Origin of the sequence: Providencia sp. PROV188, from assembly GCF_027595165.1 — a bacterium.
Taxonomy (GTDB): domain Bacteria; phylum Pseudomonadota; class Gammaproteobacteria; order Enterobacterales; family Enterobacteriaceae; genus Providencia; species Providencia lanzhouensis.
Window position 1 is genome coordinate 2,914,291 of sequence record NZ_CP097291.1, and the last position, 20,553, is coordinate 2,934,843.

At 36.0% G+C, this 20,553-nt stretch carries 7 protein-coding genes; 1 reads left to right on the plus strand and 6 read right to left on the minus strand.

What is annotated here, in order from left to right; genetic code table 11:
• Window positions 1-56: 56 nt before the first annotated feature.
• Window positions 57-6,359, minus strand: a complete 6,303-nt coding sequence (locus tag M5X66_RS13445) for a TcdA/TcdB pore-forming domain-containing protein (protein ID WP_270103649.1) — start codon at window positions 6,357-6,359, stop codon at window positions 57-59.
• 281 nt (window positions 6,360-6,640) lie between these two features.
• On the opposite strand from M5X66_RS13445, the gene M5X66_RS13450 reads away from it, so the two are divergent.
• Complete coding sequence (locus tag M5X66_RS13450) at window positions 6,641-7,267, plus strand: hypothetical protein (protein WP_036952573.1); 627 nt, start codon at window positions 6,641-6,643, stop codon at window positions 7,265-7,267.
• A 131-nt stretch (window positions 7,268-7,398) separates the two neighbouring features.
• Here M5X66_RS13450 and M5X66_RS13455 read toward each other — a convergent pair whose 3' ends face one another.
• The 5 genes from M5X66_RS13455 to mazG form a co-directional block, all read right to left on the minus strand.
• Entirely contained in the window at window positions 7,399-8,784 is a 1,386-nt protein-coding gene (locus M5X66_RS13455; protein WP_036952575.1) for an SLC13 family permease, read from the minus strand.
• Between the two features lie 374 nt (window positions 8,785-9,158).
• Window positions 9,159-15,965, minus strand: a complete 6,807-nt coding sequence (locus tag M5X66_RS13460; RefSeq protein WP_270103650.1) for a TcdA/TcdB pore-forming domain-containing protein — start codon at window positions 15,963-15,965, stop codon at window positions 9,159-9,161.
• A gap of 208 nt (window positions 15,966-16,173) precedes the next feature.
• A complete protein-coding gene (gene eno, locus M5X66_RS13465) occupies window positions 16,174-17,475 on the minus strand; it encodes a phosphopyruvate hydratase (RefSeq protein ID WP_006659306.1) in 1,302 nt (433 codons plus the stop codon).
• A 64-nt stretch (window positions 17,476-17,539) separates the two neighbouring features.
• Complete coding sequence (gene pyrG / locus M5X66_RS13470; RefSeq protein ID WP_036952584.1) at window positions 17,540-19,177, minus strand: glutamine hydrolyzing CTP synthase; 1,638 nt, start codon at window positions 19,175-19,177, stop codon at window positions 17,540-17,542.
• A 364-nt stretch (window positions 19,178-19,541) separates the two neighbouring features.
• The gene (gene mazG, locus M5X66_RS13475; RefSeq protein ID WP_154600103.1) at window positions 19,542-20,336 is read right to left on the minus strand and encodes a nucleoside triphosphate pyrophosphohydrolase; all 795 of its coding nucleotides are present in this window, start codon (window positions 20,334-20,336) and stop codon (window positions 19,542-19,544) included.
• Between the last annotated feature and the right edge of the window lie 217 nt (window positions 20,337-20,553).

Consider the following 20,553-nt stretch of genomic DNA (forward strand, 5'->3'; position numbering starts at 1 on the left):
TAAAAAAGCCCCCTTAATTGGGGGCTTTTTATTTATATGACTGCCATCAATAGCATTTAGTGTGTTTTATATTGAATCATATCTATAGAAGAAATCTCTGGGCCTCGCGTATTCATCTGTACATTATCATATTGTAAATAACTAAAATCTTTGTTTAATGTTATTTGGCTACAACTTTCAGCTAAAAAAGCCAGCTCTTCATTACATCTTGGCTTCTCTTCAAAATAGCTTAATAAATACATGGCACCACGATAATCGGTAACCGCTTCTGCAAGTTCACTGATATTTAAAATGCCATCATTAAAATGAATCATTAAATGTCGGCTATTTGATGAATTATCTCCATAAATATTATGCAAAATTAGTGAAGTCTGATTAATGGAGTCCGTAAAAATTAAATCATTATTCAGTCGATTAACAAAAATTGCATTGTTCTTCGCATTGATTGGTATAGCAAGATAATCCATTTGCTTATCTTGTGATTGATTATCAATAACAATAGTCTCATGGTTTTGCCAATCTTCTATTTTCAAGTGATAAATATCTTTACCTTCCCCACCACTCAATATTAATGTCTTAACCGTATTTAACTGTCTTGGTGCAAGAACATCATCATTATTTGTTCCTTTAATAATAAAGGATGAGCCTAATGGTTCACTTTTTGATAATGGATGAAAAATAATTTGGCGTTCTCGAGAAGATAACATTAACCCCCCATTTATTTTCTGAACATGTTCAAGAGAGACATCTGGATATAATTCAATATATTCTGGTAAATGTTCCGAAGGCTTTAAAGATTTATCATCATCAAACATAGTCGCTAGCAGCACACTAGAGATTGCCTTTTGTTGATATAATTTTTTGGCTTGTGTATCAAAAATAATTCCACTGTCATTATGTAAGTCAAAACCCAAAAACTGTAATGTATTTTCAGATGGTAAAGACTCACTAATAATCACTTTGCCTTTGAAATACCACGCTGATAAAGATTGTTTTCCATCTTTTACTTTTAAACCAAACAGTGTGATTGGATGAGGCTCATTAATAAAACCGCTTAAATTTTCCCAATTAAAGGATTCATTTTCAAACCAGTTTTTATTTATTGCAACAGTATCTGCACTACCATTAACATTAAGTTGTTTCACCACTCCGCTTTTTTGGATAATTAATAAATTACCATGCCAATCAAAAACTGTTTCTATTTCATTAAAGCTTAATCGCTTAGCGGTTGGATTCTTAAGATCAATATCCTTTTGCCCTAGCCCTTCTTGACGAAAAATTGTATCTGACTCTTTGCTATAAAAGAAAAAGACCTCGCCTCCATTATCATCAAATAGACTACCTACCAATGTGAGATCGGTTGGCGGTTTCCAGTTCCAAGTATCCGTGAGCGGATCAAATTTTTCAAAGCATGCCCCCACTATTTTTATTAATGTAGGCTCTGTATTTGCCACCCTAAATCGCTCTTCAACACCTAACAATATCCATTTGTTTGTAAAACCAGCATAAGTAGGATCTAATACATCCTTGAAAGGTTCACCATTTGCAAGCCTACGATTCATATAAGCTAATTCGTCAGGGTTAGTAGAAAACCAGTGCATTGTTTGAGATATGTTATCAATTTCCTTTTGATCATGATCATCTGGTCTGGCTAAATTAGGTTTTATTAATACGCCGTCACGAGTACGTAGCCAATAAACAGACTGGAAACCTAAATAGTTTGTATTTTTTATCATCACAGTTGGAGCGAGGTTTGGCGAAGGGGCTGTTATTAATGATGTTATTTGTGATGCATTTTTATCCTCCTTACTCGCTCTAATATAGTTATCATTAACTAAATAATCATGATTTAAAAAATATTTTTTCTGCTGTGGTGACATTACTGGATTTATTTTGGCTAATTTTTCCATTAAAATAAAGTCATTTGAAATATTCGCCAATTTCAATTTATTATCCACTAAATAATAAACGACATTCACTTCACTACGTCTATTTCTATTTTTTAACTCAACAATAATCACATTGTTTTTTATCGATATATTTTCAACGCTTGAGTTATTACCTAAAATATCAAAAAAATCAAATCTCCCATATAACTCGCCATTATTAGCGTTAGTTGACCAGATTATATTCTCAGCTTTAGAATAAAAATATGCCATGTCATCAATAATCGTAATCAACATTGCAGATTGGTTTTCTTTATTAGATGAGTTGGTATGTAGCATGCGCTGGTTAGCGACATCATAAAATGCCCTGCCAACATTCATTCCGTTAACTTGATAATTATCGATAATGACATATTGTTTATGTAACTTATTTTTATTATCTAAATCATCAAGATAGGATTTAATGCTGCTTTTTTCCGAATCCCACAGCTTACCATTCAGACGAACGATATCTATAGTTTTATTATTAAAATCAACTTCTCTGATCTCATGCTGACTATTTATAATCTGAAATTTATTGGACTTAGCCGTACCATCAATATAAATAACTGTATTGCCAATTTTAATATCATTATCATTAATTTTAATTGGCAGATCTTTATTACCATCAATATAACTAGTATCAATAATCCACGTAGACTGGCTAGTCGTAAGAGGAGATTGTTTCAGTCTTAAAGAAGCGCCTTGATTTATTGTAATCTGATATTCCCCTCCGCTCCCTGTAATTGCATGCTCTATATAGCCATGCCAAGATTCTGGAAGCATAGGAACAATTAAATGTTTATTTTTAGAATCTAAAAAAACTGAAATAGGCGTGAAAACATACTCAGGTCTTAATTCTGATATAGCAGATTCTAGAGCACAATAAAAATAGTCAAAATAAAACTGATAATCCTCCTCTATTTTTCTAAGAACCGAAAAACCATAGTCGTTACGACTTGTAACACCCAAAAAAGAGGAATACTTGTAACTTAAATAGCATTCTGGTATTACAGGTAATACCAGAATATTCGATTGAAAGGGATTAAATTCCACCTCATTTTGCGAAACACCAACTGCTTCTCTAATATTGATCGCTTCATCTTTATTGATATCAGCTCGTGGACGTGATTGAAAATCGTGTAAAACACTATGTCCAAAAATCCATGTTCTTTTTTCACCTCGATAAATATAGTGACTACCTAGCGTAAAGCTCCCATCAAGAAAGTTAATTTCCTTAATAACAATGCCTTCTGTTGGAATTAATAATTTTTTCTCCTCATCATAACTAATAGCTGCATTCTGATAGTGATCTTTATATTGAGCAAAAATAATCCCAACTTCTAGCGTTTCTTGTGCATGACGCTCATTAATTTTGACTAATTCAGTGATACCAATTCCAAGACCCGTTAAAGGCACAGCTAATGGCATAGCGACACCAGCAGCAGTTTCAGCTCCCAATAGCGAAGCCCCATACCCCATAACGCTTGTCGCCAGCGCTGCAGAATCAAATGCCAACTGAGTCCCAATAATAGTTTTCTGAGGTTCATTTTCTGCATTTGCAAGTTCATAAATATCAAACCCGACCATTACCCCTTGAAAAACCGTACCAACCCCTTCATTTGCTGTTCGTAAAATTGATGATGAAAAGCTATTCATTTCTGTTTTTACAACCTCAGCCCCCTCTTTCCAAAGTGCCCCCGCTAAACGCACAACCCGTGATACATCATTTAGCGCCCCATGAGCCATCATTGTATAACTCACATATGCATGGATTTTCAAAGCACTTTCTAAGTTAGAAGGATTACCCGAAGCAACCGACTGACGATTGCGATTTGCTGACCATTCAATCAATGCCTTAATACCAATGGCTGAATTAAGCCCATCCACATGTTCAGTACCAGAAAGACACTCTTCATGTTGTAACTCTAAATCATTAAATGTGTAATGATCACTAAAATAACGCATTGATTCATAAGAATATTGTTTAAATTCAAAAAACGTTTTGTCATAGGTTTCAATCCAACGGGAAGATTCTTCGTTGTCTTTATGAACAAACTGAATTTGATACCGCCCATCCTCTAATTTATCCGTGCTAGCAAAAACAGGTAGCCAGTGTTCATCTAATTGATGCTCTTGCGTGATTTTATCAAGTGATGATTCTAAGCGGCCTCCCCATTGCTCCGCTTTTAAAATACTCAAAGACGATTTTATTTGCCTATCTTTTGCCAATAACCTTTGATTTTCAATAAAGTTTATTGTTTCTTGGCGCCTCGGAATAACCTCAGATAACTCAGAGGAAGACACTAAATCTTCGACTTTTAACCCTGAGCCAACATCTACGTTTGCCATTTGCTCTACATCAATCGATACGAGATCAAAAACAGGCACAGACTCTTCCATTAACACATCGTATTGATATACCATTTTTTCTTTGATCAAAAAGTTATTTAATGAATTAAATAATTTTTTAGGGTTATCAAAAACGTAAAGACCAAAATTTGGATCATAAAAATAGTAATGAGTTTTACCATTATAATTTTTTTTCCCTATTAGCATTGAATGGCTTCGGGTATTTAAGGCATACATCTGAGTCCCATTAGATTCAATGAATAGTTTTTTTATCTCCTTTAAATTAAGTAGACCAATTGAAGAGGACGCTCCTACAGCTTGCGTATTAAAATGTAAGTTTTGCAGTGATGATCTCAATAAAACTGAGTTTCTATCTTCCGGTGATGCAGCTGCAGTAAATAGCTTATTGAAAAGTTCATCAGAACCATAAGTACCATCATGTAGCGCTAATGCAACAGACATGGATCTAACGAGAGGATAGCAGCGCCCTCCTTCATCATCCCCCATTAATTGTAAATAGAAATCTTGAGGAGCAAGGCGCTGATAAATGCTTCCTCCATCCTGAAATAGGGTATTTGTTTTTAATGTGAAATTTAAAACATTTTCTATGTATTCAGACTCTTCCTTTATTTTAATATATTGAGATAGAGCACCACGCTCATTAGCATTTAACCCACCCTTAATATAAAGCTCTCGCATTTCTGATGAAGACATTTTATCATCGAAACCGCGGATACTTTCTTTTTCATATTGTTGAATCCCATTATTAAAATCACTATTATTTTTCCATATATCATTACTTAACAGGACATTATATTTTTTTCTATCTCTGGTGTTTTCAGATTGAACATCTGATTTAATAGTCGCTTGATTTACGTTAATCACAGTATCTTCACCATGATTGTTTTTTATTTGCAACCATAGCCAACTACGTTCTACAGATAAACTTTCAGATAGAATAGAGTTATACTTTTGCTTATAATATTCTTTCAACCTCTGATTAAATTCAATGATTTTATTTAATTCATCTATTCTAACTTTATCTTCATGTGTGATTTCTGTTTGATTTAACTCGATTCTTTTATTTTGTAAGCTACTAAGTTCCTTTTTTGCATCCTCTATTTTTACATCTATTTTTTCTCTCTCAATATTGAGATGTTTTTTTATTTCATTTCGAAGATTTACCCAAGGAAGAATCGCAGGATGTTGTGATGAAAAGTCACCGCCCTCATAAACACCATCTTCAATATGCCCCGTATCAATATTAAAATCCCGAGCAAGATTCACTAATTCTTGGTGAGTATCACTACGGTATCGATTAAATTTCTCTAGATTTGATTGAGATAATTCTTCATCTGGATATAACTGACTTATTGTTTCACCTTGTGTTCGTCGTTGTGGTGTGGGAATGCCATTAATAATCTCATATTGCTGACGCTGTAAAATTAACTCCCATTGACCTTCATTAAACCGCATATAAACCATTGCCAAACCTTCATCTGTCCCGGCAACTTGGTAATCAATAAAATCAAATGCCATGACCACATTGTCATATAATATCGAGCTATTAACTCTTCCATCATGGTACACACGATACGTCGTATCATTATGTTTTGTAACGATAACTGAGCATCCCGTTAAAGACCCAGTAAAGAGAAAGCTTTCTTCCGCTGCCTGTATAGGTATATCAACATAAGCCGGTTTTGTACTTGATTGATTAGCGCCGTTATACCCTAAAAAGTAAGCATTAACGATTAGCTCTGGGCTAAGATTTGAAGCACTGGAGATGGGTTCAATGGTGTAAGTATTTGGTGATTTCTGAGTCAATTTCACAAAACCTTGTGAGGGGAGTTTCCCTGCTCTTGTCATGCTATCAGCACTAATTGTATTGGTATTAGAGAACGATATCGCATTCTCCTTAAATAGCTTAATATCTTGACTTGCAGAAGTTTCTTGAGCTGATCTATTCCACCAAAAAGGTGATCGTAACGCCAAATCACGTAATGCCTGAGATATGATTCTAGGGTTAATGTTATTTTTTTTAGAATAAAAAGCAGATGAACAATGAAAATCAATTTTCATTTCTATAACTCCATTTATTTAATAAAAAATGTAATAATTAAAAAATTATTCTAATTTTAATTATTGCACAATAGTTTTAAATAAATAACAAAATCCATCTGTGAAATTAAATTTAAGATCAAATATAAAACCATACCAATTCATTTTCATTAAAAATAGAGGTATTAAATAGCATTGGTGTTTTTAATAGCTCTCTCTTATTTTTTGATAACGTCAGAATAGAAAATTAGCGTTATAGTCATCTGCGTTAAGGACATTTAATAGCAAGGAACTTATAACAGATGATTCACACAATAATGCTAACGAACCCCTTTCTGCTCAGTTGGAACATTCTTTCAACAATAGTCATTGAGCATAATTTTTTCTTGAGTAATGAGAATCATGGTCAGCGGAGTTTGACCATTCAAATCGCCAAGATGATGTGGGCGAAAATACCCAAAATGGAGAACCACTTTCCAAAACAACGAGTCATAAAGCTAGTTAATTCAAGTTCATCTAGCCAATCTTCATTATCCTCATCTTTTCAATTAGCAAAACCTGTCTTGTTTGCTAATCGCTTCAGTCATCAAAACACCCCTTTTATCACTTCTTCGAAACAACACAACTTCAATCCATCAAACACTCTATTCACTCCCCTTCATGACGGTATTTTGAGTGCAGCTCGTTATATGAAAATCGAGACTTTTCATCAACAAGCACACCATCTTGTGACAGACAAGGACGTCACGATTTTCGGTAATATCCGCCCTCTTGAAAGCCATCAAACATTATGCAAAGCATGTCTTCTTTGCCCGCAAAATATAATTGATATTAAAGGATTCACTCAAACTAGAAATTCCTTACTACGTGGAAATAGTGAGATTTCAATATTCAGAACAGGAGACTTTCAGCTAGGGAAGAATCAATAGATGCATGTCATATCAACAGCATCAGAAAATAAAAACGGCCTCATTCTCTGAGGCCGTACTATTATTACGTTGCTATTTACGGTATTGCGCTTTATTAACAACGTCTATTTTGTTGAATTTTCCGGGGGCTATTACAGCCAGAAGAACCAAGCAAATAAAGAGATGACAATGATACATGCCACGTTCAATACAGCACCTACACGTACCATTTCAATTTGTCGAATATAACCCGAACCAAATACAATCGCATTCGGTGGTGTCGCGACAGGTAACATAAAGGCACAAGATGCACCGATACCGATAATCATGGTTAACGCCATAACAGGCATACCTAATGCTTCCGCAACCGTTGCAAAGATTGGAACCAACAGCGCCGCACTGGCTGTATTACTGGTAAATTCCGTCAGGATGATAATAAAAGTCGTCACCGCAAGAATGATTACAAACCAATGACTTTCACCAAATGTCATTTGCATCCAATCTGCCATGATTTTACTTGCACCAGATGAGCTTAAAATCGCGCTCAGTGTCAAGCCACCACCAAACAGCATCAATACGCCCCACTCGGTATTTTTCTGGATTTGTGACCAACTCGCCACCCCCGTAATACCGATTAATACTGCCGCGCTCAATGCAATGATGGTATCTAAATCTTTCACACCACCAAGAGCATCACTAATAAATGTACTAGTGATCCAGCAAACAACTGCCAATAAGAAGATACTCATCGCAGTAATACGCTTGCCATTCCATTCAACTTTTTCTAATTCAATTTCAAAACGGTGTTTTAAGTTTGGACGCAGCATCATATACATCAAAACAAACATCATTGGCAGTAAAACTACCATGATTGGAATACCGTATTTCATCCATGATAGGAAATCTAAGCCAAGAGCAGAAGCTGCAATTGCGTTCGGTGGGCTACCTACGATGGTTCCTAAGCCACCAATACTGGCACTATAAGCCACACCCAATAATACGAATACAAACGTATTGCGCTCATGGCGAACATCAAGGTTAGAAAGAATACCTAAAACCAGTGGTAACATCATTGCGGCAGTTGCCGTATTACTGATCCACATCGATAACCCTGCGGTCACCCCGAACAGCAAAATCACTGCAACAGATAAGCGTCCACGTGCTGCCATCAGCAGGCGGTTAGCAATCAGGCGGTCAAGACCTTGAATATGCAATGCAGTTGCTAGTGCAAATCCACCAAAGAATAAGAAGATAATTGGGTTTGCGAATGCTTTTAAAGCATCCCCTGTTCCCATTAATCCGAGACCTACTGCCAATAATGGGATACAAAGTGCGGTAATGGTCACGTGAATAGCCTCTGTCAGCCAAAGCACACCGACAAAAACCATTAAGGCCAGCCCAGCGTTTGCTTTGTCATCAAAAGGCAAATATTTCAACAGTAAAATCAGTAATACAACATCAACAGCTAAAATTATCCAACCACGCTTATTAGAAGGGGTTGGAGGAACTGCTGGTGTCAAAGATTCAGAAGCATCCATGTTTACTCCATAGCTCGGAAGCAATTTAAGTTTTCAAGTAATTTTTGTTAATCATTTTTTACAGGAGGTAAAATATAGAGTTAATTTAATGAGATGGAAATGTAGATAACCTAAAACTGCGATCTGAGCCGCGCAATTTATTTGCTTTATAGCTAAAATCTTAAAAATCTCGCTAGCGATTCACAAAAATCGCAATTTAATTACCGAAAACAAGGTATAGGCAAGCATAACTCACTACTTTCCCTTCTATAAATTATTCCCTTTAAAAACATATAACAATTTGATAGTTCAGATAAATCGTCCTATATTCATTTTGTGAACTGTAAGCCAGCTAATTGTGTAACTTAGACTGGCTTACATTTTTCTTTGTTATCTTAGGAAGGGGAATTTAACAGGCTATAATATAGTCTCTTTTGAGGCAGCTGCTCAGTCTGCATTCCTGATACCCCTAAAGATTCTTTTTGTTCAAGACTGGATGTGTACCCTGACAATAGTGATATATCCACGTCACTCTCTATATCACTGTAGTTTGGTATGCTAATGTTTGTTTCTACCAAGTCGTCAGTCATTATGAGCAGATGTTGACTCATAAATTCCTCAAGAGGAATACTATTTGGCTGGTTAATAAAACGTAATTGCAAATGTTGATGAGACGCTTTCTGATCCCCAAAAACCTGACGTAAAACCAGTACAGTATTTTGGCTAACATCCGTAATCAATAAATCATCCCCATGTTGATTCACGAGTAGCTCATCTATGTTTTCAATGGGTAATATCAATGTATCCAACTTTAAGTCATGTGAATTATTATCAATGATAATTCCATGATAGTGCTGCCAAACTTCTTGTGAAATCCAGTAAGTGTCCTCACCCTCACCTGCGCTTAATACGATATTTTTGACATTCTTAATGGTCGATGGAGACAATACATCATTCTCTCTTCCACCACGTATGACTAGCGAAGAGCCTATATGCATTCCATTATTTTCTAGTATATCGATATAGATAATCTCACCGCTCACCGCTGAAAGTAATAGCCCGTGACCAATCTGTTTAATATTTGAAAATTGCAAATTGGGATAAATATCCTCAGCAGAAGGTAGATCCTCATGCTTTAAAAGTGTTGAGCCTTGCGCAAACGCCAACCGTAATTGGCGTTCACTCACCACAGGCTGCCTATACAATTTTTTTGTCGTAGAATCGAAAAGTAAAGCACTTGATTTCTGTTCATCAAAACCCAAAAATTTAATCTCATTTTTCAGTGATAATTCGTGTGCTATCACAATTTCACCATTAACAAACCAACCGGGAAAGGAGTCTTGACCTGTCGAATCCTGTAATCCAATTAACATAATAGGCTGACAGCAGTAGTAATCACCTAATGCTTTCCACCATTCCGCTCGTTGATTAAACCAAGTTTCATTGATTGCAACCACATGGAATTTCCCTTCTGCATCAATTCGGCTGACAATTCCATCCGCATCAGACATAAAAATTTTCCCCTGTAAGAACACCACATTTTGTAAACTAAAAGGGGTATTTAAGAACCATGCGGTCGGTTTAATCACATTAAGTACATCTTGTCCTGGCCCTTCTTGGCGATAAACTTCCTTATTCTTCTTGCTATAAAAATAGAAAATCTCAGTACCTTGTTTATCGAACAAACTACCAACTAATGTGAGGTCAGATGGAATAGGCCAATGACTTTGGTGTAATCGAATATTTGTCGGTGTTTCTCCATAGCCTAAAGAAGGGGATAAATTAGGTTTGATAAGTAAACCATCCGTTTTTCTCAACCAATAGCGGTGCAATGCTTGATTACCATCGACGCCTGAGATAGTAACTGTTTGACCTAAAATCGCATCCATATGTTGTACTTGTTGACCATGTAATTTATAGGTACTGCTAAGCATATAACTCTGTAGAAATGAGTGAGGGGATTGTGATGAAGATTGAGTCGGCGTTTCTGCAAGACGCATTAATAATCTTGAATCTGCATTTAAACCCAATAATTCGACTTGATTTTCCTTAAGCTGAAAATTGGCAACTTCATAAGTATCAGAATAACGGCACGAAAAATAAATATGTCCATCACCTTTCCATAATTGTAGTATTTCAAAATTCCGATTATTTTTATTTTCTAATTGGTATTCAGCATTAATCACACCTGTAGCAATATCAACTTCCCATATCTTTTTCTGTTCCGGCAAGTAAAAATAAGCGTTTTGACCAACAGTTGTGCTAAAAACTGCATTTTGTTTATTTTCATTCGTACTACTAATAAAAATATAGCGCTGAGAACTGACTTCATAGAACGCCCGCCCAACATTTTCATTATTATATTGATGATTTTCTATCACAACATATTGCCCATGATTTTGATTCTGTTCAGCGTAATGTTGTAAATGTTGAGTTAAACCTTGTGGCCCCTCTTTCCATTTTTTTTCATCTTCACTAAGGATACTCATTTGTTGTGATGAGAAAGTAACTTTTTGTATTTCATTATTTTTATCAATAAATAGTATCATTCCTTGAATACTACTGGAATCGACATCAATAATGATTCCATCTACTATCAACTGACCATTTTTTATCTCAACATAATTACTTCCTAACTGACTAATATCAATAATCCACTTAGAATGTTGATTATTAGATGAATCATCAGTTAGCTTAATTTTGACACCTTTATTCAACGTTAATTTATATGTACCGCCATAGCCTTGTATATGATACTCAATCTTTCCATACCATTCCGATGCTAATTGAGGTATAACTAAATTACGGTCCTTTTTATCAAGAACAATATTTATAGATGTATCTACATATTCATGAAAAATTTGGGTAATCGTATTTTCACTTGGGAATATGTAAAAGTCATAATCAAAGTTATCTTTTTTCTCTAAACGCCTAATAACATTAAAGCCACTATCATTACGCGATGTACAACCGGGCCATAAGTTATAACTGTATTTTATATAAGACTTAGGGATAACTGGAAGGATTATTGTGTCCACATGTTGAAAATCAATATCACGCTCTTTGTTTTCATAACCAATTCCTTGACGAATATTTATGGCTTTAGATTTATCCAATAGCATCGAGGGAAAATTACCAGCCCAAAAGATATAATTTTTCCGTCCACCTCCTGCTGAATTCGGTTTTGTACGATATATATACTGACTATCAAATTCAATTTTACTATCTCTAAGAGAGATAGTACTAAATACCGCACCAAATTTTGGAATGAGCATATTTTTATCTGAAATATAATCAAAACCATTACCTTTATAAGCTTCATCTAGTGTGTAAAAATAGCGTCCAACTGCCTTTGCATCCTCACCAATGATTGCAAAATTACGTGCTAATCCAACAAATCCGATACCTAACCCTGCCACAAGAACACTAGCGCTCCCTAAAGCACTTGCGGCCCCTGTACATCCAGCAATACCTAATCCTATTCCTCCAGAGCCTGCTGCAAAACTAGCAGAGTCAAAAGCAAGTTGAGTACCAAATATAATACGTTCAGGATCATTTTCCGCATTTGATAATTCATAAGCATCAAAACCAACTAAGGCCCCACTAAAAATAACTGTCATTCCTTCATTCGCTGTTTTTGTCATTGATGAAAAGAAAAAATTCATTCCTTTCCCTGCTATTTCATTTTCTTGGGCTATCTCTAATTTAACAATATCATTGATTTTTACTATGTCATTCATTGCACCATGTGCCATCATTGAGTAATTAACATAGCTATGAATTTTTAATGCTAAATATAAATTTGATGATATTTTTCCTTTTGATACATTATTATGATTCTTTTCTTCTGCCCATTGAATTATTGATTGGATTGCAATACCTGCATTTAATCCATCAAATGATGAAGAACTTGCTTCACCAAACTTTTCACGTAGATGGTTTTCTTCAAATGTGTAATATTGTCTGAAGATTCCCATTTGTTCTAAGGAATGGCGCTGAAATCGCATAAAAACACTATCTTTAGTTTCAACCCAACAAGTTAACTTTGAGTCCTTAATATTAACGAACTGAATTTTGTAATTTTCATTACCCAATGACTCTACTGACGAAAATAATGGTATCCAGTTTTCATCCAATTTATTTTCTGTTGTTAATATTGTTAGCGATTGATCGATATTTTCAGCCCATTGCTCCGCATCTAAAATCACTAAGGATGTTTTCAATTGAGTGTCATGGATAATTTCATTTTGTTGATGGAATAAATCCTCGATTTCCTTTTCTCTTAATGACTTTATTGATAATTCTTCAGATGAAACTAAGTCATTTACAGTCAAATGATTACCGATAGGAACATCTTTCATACGACCGACATCAATAAAGACTAACTCAAATGCAGGATTATTATTACGCTCAAAAGCGCTATAATAACTTGCCATTTTCTTATCAATAAAAAAAATCTTTAAGGCTGCAAATAATCGTTTACTATTTTTGAAGGAAAATAAACCAAAATTAGGATCGTAAAAATAATATGTACTTTTCCCATTTTCTACAACCTTCCCAACTAGCATCGAATGGCTTTTACTGTTCATTGCAAACATTTTTGTTTCTTCATTGATATCTAGTAATGTCTGTATTTTCTTCAATTCCATCACGCCATGAGAAAAGGAGGATTCAACCGCACTAACATTGGAATGAAGATTTTTGAGTGACGATTGTAATAATAGCGCATCCTTACTTTCAGGCGCTGCCGCTGCCATATATAGCTTATCAATAAATCTATCAGCACCTGTATGTCCATTAAGAGCTAATGCTACAGACATCGTTCTCACTAAAGGGTAACAGCGACCACCTGAATCACTTCTTATTAATGATAAATAAAAATCTTGTGGTATTAACCGATTTGTTTTACTGCCTAAAGAAGAAAATAACTCACTAATCTTCCCTGTTTGATTTAAAACCTTTGAAATATATTCAGAATAACTTACATCTTGAATTTGGCGATATAGTGCACCTCTTTCTTTTGCTGTATATTCTCCAGTAACATACAATTTCTTTAATTTATTTGAATTCATTGATACATCAAAACCAGGAATGTTAATCTCTTTATAATTTTCAATACCTAGGTTAAATTCATTTTTAAATCGTAGGTTTCGAGTTAACTTATGTGAATAAATTAAATTTTCATAGCGTTCATTAATAGTAAGGTGGTATTCGGAGCTGGCATTTACTTCTATATTTTCATCATGATCAATTGTTTGAATAACAGCATCTGTCCCATGTTTTTCTTTAGTACTGATCCATATCCAACTCCGTTCCACCTCTCGTAAAGCATAAAGTAAATTCCCGTATTTTCTTTTATTCAATGAAACAATCGTTTTATTCGTTTTAATAAGGCTTTCTAGATACTGTCTTTTATTGCTATCGGTTGTATTGGAAAGTTCAAATTCTAAGAATTTACATTTTTCATTTAGCTTATTATTTTGGATATCTAATTTTAATTTTATACACTCACCTATATCCAACCAAGTGTTTACTGATGCACTTTGCTCTAATGGCTCTTGCAACATATCTTCACTTTCAGGTATATCACTAAATATAATATTTAGATTACTAGCCAAATCTTTCAGTTCTTGATGTATCTTATTTCTATAAATATAAAAATCATGCATTCTTTGCTTTCTTGAGTAATCTCCAGGCTTTTGCCTTATAACCATATTACTTTCTGGATTTAATGAACTATCGTTTCTTTGCGGCTGAAAAATAAGGCTCCACTCTCCATCATTATAATGCATAAATACGCTAGCTTTAGTAATATTATGTTCTTTAATATTGTAATCTCGCTCATCAATAGCCATCACGACATTATCATATAATAAAGATGCATCACTTCGATTATCCCTATATACTCGATATGTTTCACTATTCAATTCTGTAACAATAATAGAACCACCACGCAATTGCCCTGTAAATAAAAATTGTATTTCCGAATTTTTTTTAGGGATATCAATATATTCAACTTGTTGACTATCTTTACTTCTCATTTTTGATTCTAAAAAATAGCAATCAATAGAATTAAAGTCATCATTTCTATAACTATCATCTACATACTCAATAAAATAACCGTGACCAATCTTTTTATTAAAAATAACTTTGCCTTCCGATGGTAACTGTAAAATTGTATTCAATTCTTTCGCATTCAATATATACTGCTGAGAAAAATTTATAGGATCCTGTTTAAAAATATTAATATCTTTACTGGGTAATACCTCTACCCCATGATTGCTGCCAGCTAAACTAATATCATGACTAGCCTCGCGAACGGATTGAGAGATCAATGCTGGATTTTCAACTGAATAACCATAGATACTTAGCTGATGGTCAAGACACTCCTCTACAGGCGTCCCTGTTAATAATGACTCGGACACAGCTTTAGCCATTATCTCTGCTCTCACTTCTCCATGGCTGCTCGATTGATTTTTCAAGGTTTCAGAATAAGAGATTCCCTTATCAATACGGTGCATCCCTATAGGTACATGTTCAACAAATGCATCTTCAGGTAATAGTTCCTTTAATTCATTCGCAATCTCAATTGCATCTTGTAAATTTGCATTGGGAAAATAAATAACAGCTTGATCTGTTAAGTTACCTAATTTTTTAGGCCCCATAATCTTTGACTGCATAATTTTATTATGAGGATCTCGTTCATACAAATAAACTAGTGCTTCAGCTAATGAAAAGTAATGCTCTTTTTTCACATTAATTGTTAATCGTGACATTAACATCGAATTATTTTTATATCGCCCATTGAAGTCCTTGGGTAAAAGACGATAAGCATCACCATCTAAGAGATCACTATCCGATAAGTGACTAAAATAGTCTTCATTTTTTCCTTGAATTCTAATTTCAATATTTGAATTATTTTCAGCTAATAATTTAAACTTATCCAAATATTCTTTTTGCTCTTCACTAGTTAAGCTGCTTGCATCTATAGGCTTATTTGAACTGTATTTTTTATATATAAAATTTGAAAGATTTGATTCTATTATTTTTAGTTTTTTAACTGAAGATGAACTCCAAGATCCATTATTTTTATATTCTGTCTTTATCTCCATCACTAATTTCTTAATAGCCGTATTACTATTGGCATATTGATAAAGATGTTTTGTTTCAGTTAACAATGAATTACGACTATTTGTCGGCATAATTATATCCCTATTTAGTATTCATATTAGTTAATACAACAATCCTATTAGATTGTTATCCTATTACTAACACAAACTTTCAAAATGACTAAATAGAGTTAATCTGTATTATTTATAGATTTTAAATACTTTCAAAAGCATTTTTTTTAAATAAAAAAAAGGGACGATTTCTCGTCCCTTTTCTCAATTTAATCTAAGCGAATATAAATTACGCTTGACCTTTAACTTCTTTCAGGCCGTTGAATGGTGCGCTGTTACCCAGAGCTTCTTCGATACGGATCAGTTGGTTATACTTAGCAACACGGTCAGAACGGCTCATAGAACCGGTTTTGATTTGACCTGCAGCAGTACCAACCGCTAAATCAGCAATAGTTGCGTCTTCAGTTTCACCTGAACGGTGAGAGATAACGGCAGTATAGCCAGCATCTTTCGCCATTTTAATCGCAGCTAATGTTTCAGTCAGAGAACCAATTTGGTTGAATTTGATCAGGATTGAGTTAGCGATGCCTTTCTCGATACCTTCTTTTAAGATCTTAGTGTTAGTTACGAATAAATCGTCACCAACTAATTGGATTTTGTCACCAAGAACTTTAGTTTGGTATGCGAAACCATCCCAGTCAGATTCGTTTAAACCATCTTCGATAGAAACGATTGGGTATTGTTTAGTCAGTTCTTCTAAGTAATGAGTGAACTCTTGTGAAGTGAAGGTTTTACCTTCGCCTTTCAGTTCATAGTTGCCAGTTTCTTTGTTGTAGAACTCAGAAGCTGCGCAGTCCATCGCCAGAGTCACATCTTTACCCAGAACATAACCCGCTTGCTCAACCGCTTCTTTAATAGCAGCCAGTGCAGCAGCGTTAGATTCTAAGTTAGGTGCATAACCACCTTCATCACCAACAGCCGTATTCATACCTTTAGATTTCAGTACTTTTGCTAAGTGATGGAAAATTTCAGAACCCATACGTACCGCTTCTTTCAGAGTCGGTGCGCCAACAGGTTGGATCATGAATTCTTGGATATCAACGTTGTTATCTGCGTGCTCACCACCATTGATGATGTTCATCATTGGCAGAGGCATAGAGTATTGACCGTGAGTACCATTCAGATCAGAAATATGCTCATACAGAGGCATACCTTTTGCCGCAGCTGCTGCTTTTGCGTTTGCTAAAGAAACTGCCAGAATTGCGTTTGCACCGAATTTAGATTTGTTTTCAGTACCATCTAAGTCAATCATGATTTTATCGATATTTGCTTGATCTTTAGCATCTTTACCGATAACTGCTTGAGCGATTGGACCGTTAACAGCGGCAACAGCTTTCAGAACACCTTTACCCAGAAAACGTGATTTATCACCATCACGCAGTTCCAGTGCTTCACGAGAACCTGTAGATGCGCCTGATGGAGCCGCAGCTAAACCAACAAAACCACCTTCTAAATGTACTTCAGCTTCAACAGTTGGGTTACCACGAGAATCAATGATTTCACGACCGATCACTTTAACAATTTTGGACATTAGGTTTTCCTCAGTACAAGTTAAATTTCGGGAAGTTGGCGAAAATTGCCGACTTCCCCGTATCTTATTTCAACTCACCTTTCTGGTACTTACCAGCGGCTTTAACAAAACCTGCAAACAACGGATGACCATCTCTTGGGGTCGAAGTGAATTCAGGGTGGAACTGGCAAGCCACAAACCATGGGTGGTTTGGATTTTCAATGATTTCAACCAGTTTATTATCCACGGAACGACCTGCAATGTTCAGACCCGCATCTTCGATACGTTTCAACAGCAGATTATTCACTTCGTAACGGTGACGGTGACGTTCAACAATTGTTTCTGCGCCATACATACCGCGCACTAAACTGCCATCGGTTAAATGACATTGCTGACCACCAACACGCATTGTACCGCCAAGGTCGCTCTCTTCAGAACGCACTTCAACGTTGCCATCTTCATCACGCCATTCAGTAATCAGCGCAACAACTGGGAATTTGCAATCTGCATCAAACTCAGTGGAGTTCGCGTCTTTCATATTCGCAACATTACGTGCAAATTCAATGAGAGCGACTTGCATTCCCAGACAAATACCTAAATAAGGAATTTTATTCTCACGGGCATATTGTGCCGTCAGAATTTTGCCTTCAATACCACGAGAACCAAAACCGCCAGGAACTAAAATCGCATCCAGACCTTTGAGTAACTCAACGCCACGGGTTTCGATATCTTGAGAATCAATCAGCTTAATATTCACTGTTAAGCGATTTTTCAGACCCGCATGTTTCAGTGCTTCGATAACTGATTTGTATGCATCTGGTAATTCTACATATTTACCCACCATACCAATGGTAACTTCACCTGCTGGATTGGCTTCTTCGTAAATAACTTGTTCCCACTCAGATAAATCAGCTTCTTTGCAGTCAAGACGGAAGCGATTACAGATGTATTCATCTAAACCTTGCGCCTTCAGCATGCCAGGGATTTTATAGATTGAATCTGCGTCTTTCAGAGAGATAACCGCTTTTTCTGGAACATTACAGAATAGGGCAATCTTCGCGCGCTCATTCGCAGGAATGACGCGATCTGAACGACAGATCAGCACATCTGGCTGAATACCAATTGACAGTAACTCTTTCACAGAGTGCTGTGTTGGTTTTGTTTTCACTTCGCCCGCAGCCGCTAAGTATGGCACTAAGGTTAAGTGCATATACAGTGTGCGCTCACGGCCCACTTCTGCAGCCATTTGACGAATAGCTTCTAGGAATGGTAGAGACTCGATATCACCGACTGTACCGCCGATTTCGACTAATACGACGTCATGACCTTCACCACCACGGATGATGCGATCTTTGATTTCATTAGTGATATGAGGAATAACTTGGATGGTCGCGCCTAAGTAGTCGCCACGACGCTCTTTGCGCAGGACTTCAGAATAAACACGTCCAGTCGTAAAGTTGTTGCGACGTGTCATTTTGGTACGAATAAAACGCTCATAATGACCTAAATCCAAGTCAGTTTCAGCGCCGTCTTCTGTAACGAAAACTTCCCCGTGTTGGGTTGGGCTCATTGTGCCTGGATCTACGTTAATGTAGGGATCCAGTTTCATAATGGTCACATTGAGTCCACGGGCTTCGAGTATAGCCGCCAAGGAGGCTGCGGCAATGCCTTTACCCAGAGAGGATACGACCCCGCCGGTCACAAAAATATAATTAGTTTTCATGCTGAACCTGAACGTTTAGGTTTAAAAGATGATGGATATAACAGGACGGGAAAACAGTATACCCGAACCTTAAATCTCCTACAAATGTTCTAAGCGCAATAAGGCTAGTTTTCATTAATACCTTAAATAAATCAGCAAGTTAAAAATAAAAATATTTATCGTTTGATAAATAGTCACTTTCTAGGGTGCTATTCAACTGTTTTGCAAGATTAACACATTTTTGTGTAAATGCTAAATCCTTTCAGCTTAATCTATCACTGAAAAAACATCATTTTGCCGATTGTTTGATTTTGAATAACTATTTCAATCCGTGACTATCATTATCGACGAGCATTCTTTGCAAAATTTAGCTGTCTGAATTGGGTTATTCATTTAATTTGATAGACACCCACAATGCTTCCATCTCATCAAGTGTAGCAGTTTCTGTCGATTTGCCAGTTTTTGCTAATCGTCTTTCGATTTCACGAAAACGGCGTTCAAACTTACTGCACGCTTTTTGTAAGGCAAGCTCAGGTTTGTGCCCTAAATGGCGGGATAAATTCACTGTCGCAAACAGTAAATCACCAATTTCTTCTTCAAGATGCTGTTCATCCACTACTGCTTGAGTGGCTTCTTCCATCACTTCCGCTAGCTCTTCGGTGACTTTACCAGCCACAGGACCCAGTGTATCCCAATCAAAGCCTACTGAGGCACAACGTTTTTGAATTTTATAGGCTTTCATTAAGGCAGGAAGTGCATTCGGGATATCATCCAACACTGAGTATTGGTCTTTCTCTGCACGCTCTTTGGCTTTACGCTGCTCCCAACCTGCAATGGCTTCTTGGCTGCTGAGTTGGTTGTTTTCGTCGAAAATATGAGGATGGCGGCGTTCAAGTTTGTCGCTGACAGCTTGGCAAATATCATCAAAATCAAATAGATTTTGCTCTTGTGCCATTTGCGCGTAGAACACCACTTGAAAGAGAAGATCCCCCAACTCGCCTTTTAAGTCGGTAAAATCTTCCCGTTCAATGGCGTCTAGAACTTCATAGGTTTCTTCAAGGGTATAAGGGGCAATGGTTTTAAATGTCTGTTGCGTATCCCACGGACAGCCATTTTGCGGGTCTCGCAAACGCGCCATAATAGTGAGTAACCGTTCAATTTGTTTATTGCCCTGCTGCATATTTAACCCTTATCAAAAAATAATTACATGGTGTTTTAATGAGGGTTATACCTTAACCAAATTGAATTGAATACGCTAAATTTTCAGATTTTTATTAACTAAACAACGAAAAAACTCTTTTCAAGATCATACCCAAATATACCGAAAGTAGATTTTCAAAATAGTTTGGATGTGCAGCTAGGCGGCAAGTAAGCAAGACCCTAGGAGCATACATAAG

Excerpts from the sequence above, each read along its gene's own strand:
- M5X66_RS13445 (WP_270103649.1), bottom strand. The coding sequence starts at position 6,359 with ATGAAAATTGATTTTCATTGTTCATCTGCTTTTTATTCTAAAAAAAAT.
- M5X66_RS13450 (WP_036952573.1), top strand. The coding sequence starts at position 6,641 with ATGATTCACACAATAATGCTAACGAACCCCTTTCTGCTCAGTTGGAAC.
- M5X66_RS13455 (WP_036952575.1), bottom strand. The coding sequence starts at position 8,784 with ATGGATGCTTCTGAATCTTTGACACCAGCAGTTCCTCCAACCCCTTCT.
- M5X66_RS13460 (WP_270103650.1), bottom strand. The coding sequence starts at position 15,965 with ATGCCGACAAATAGTCGTAATTCATTGTTAACTGAAACAAAACATCTT.
- eno (WP_006659306.1), bottom strand. The coding sequence starts at position 17,475 with ATGTCCAAAATTGTTAAAGTGATCGGTCGTGAAATCATTGATTCTCGT.
- pyrG (WP_036952584.1), bottom strand. The coding sequence starts at position 19,177 with ATGAAAACTAATTATATTTTTGTGACCGGCGGGGTCGTATCCTCTCTG.
- mazG (WP_154600103.1), bottom strand. The coding sequence starts at position 20,336 with ATGCAGCAGGGCAATAAACAAATTGAACGGTTACTCACTATTATGGCG.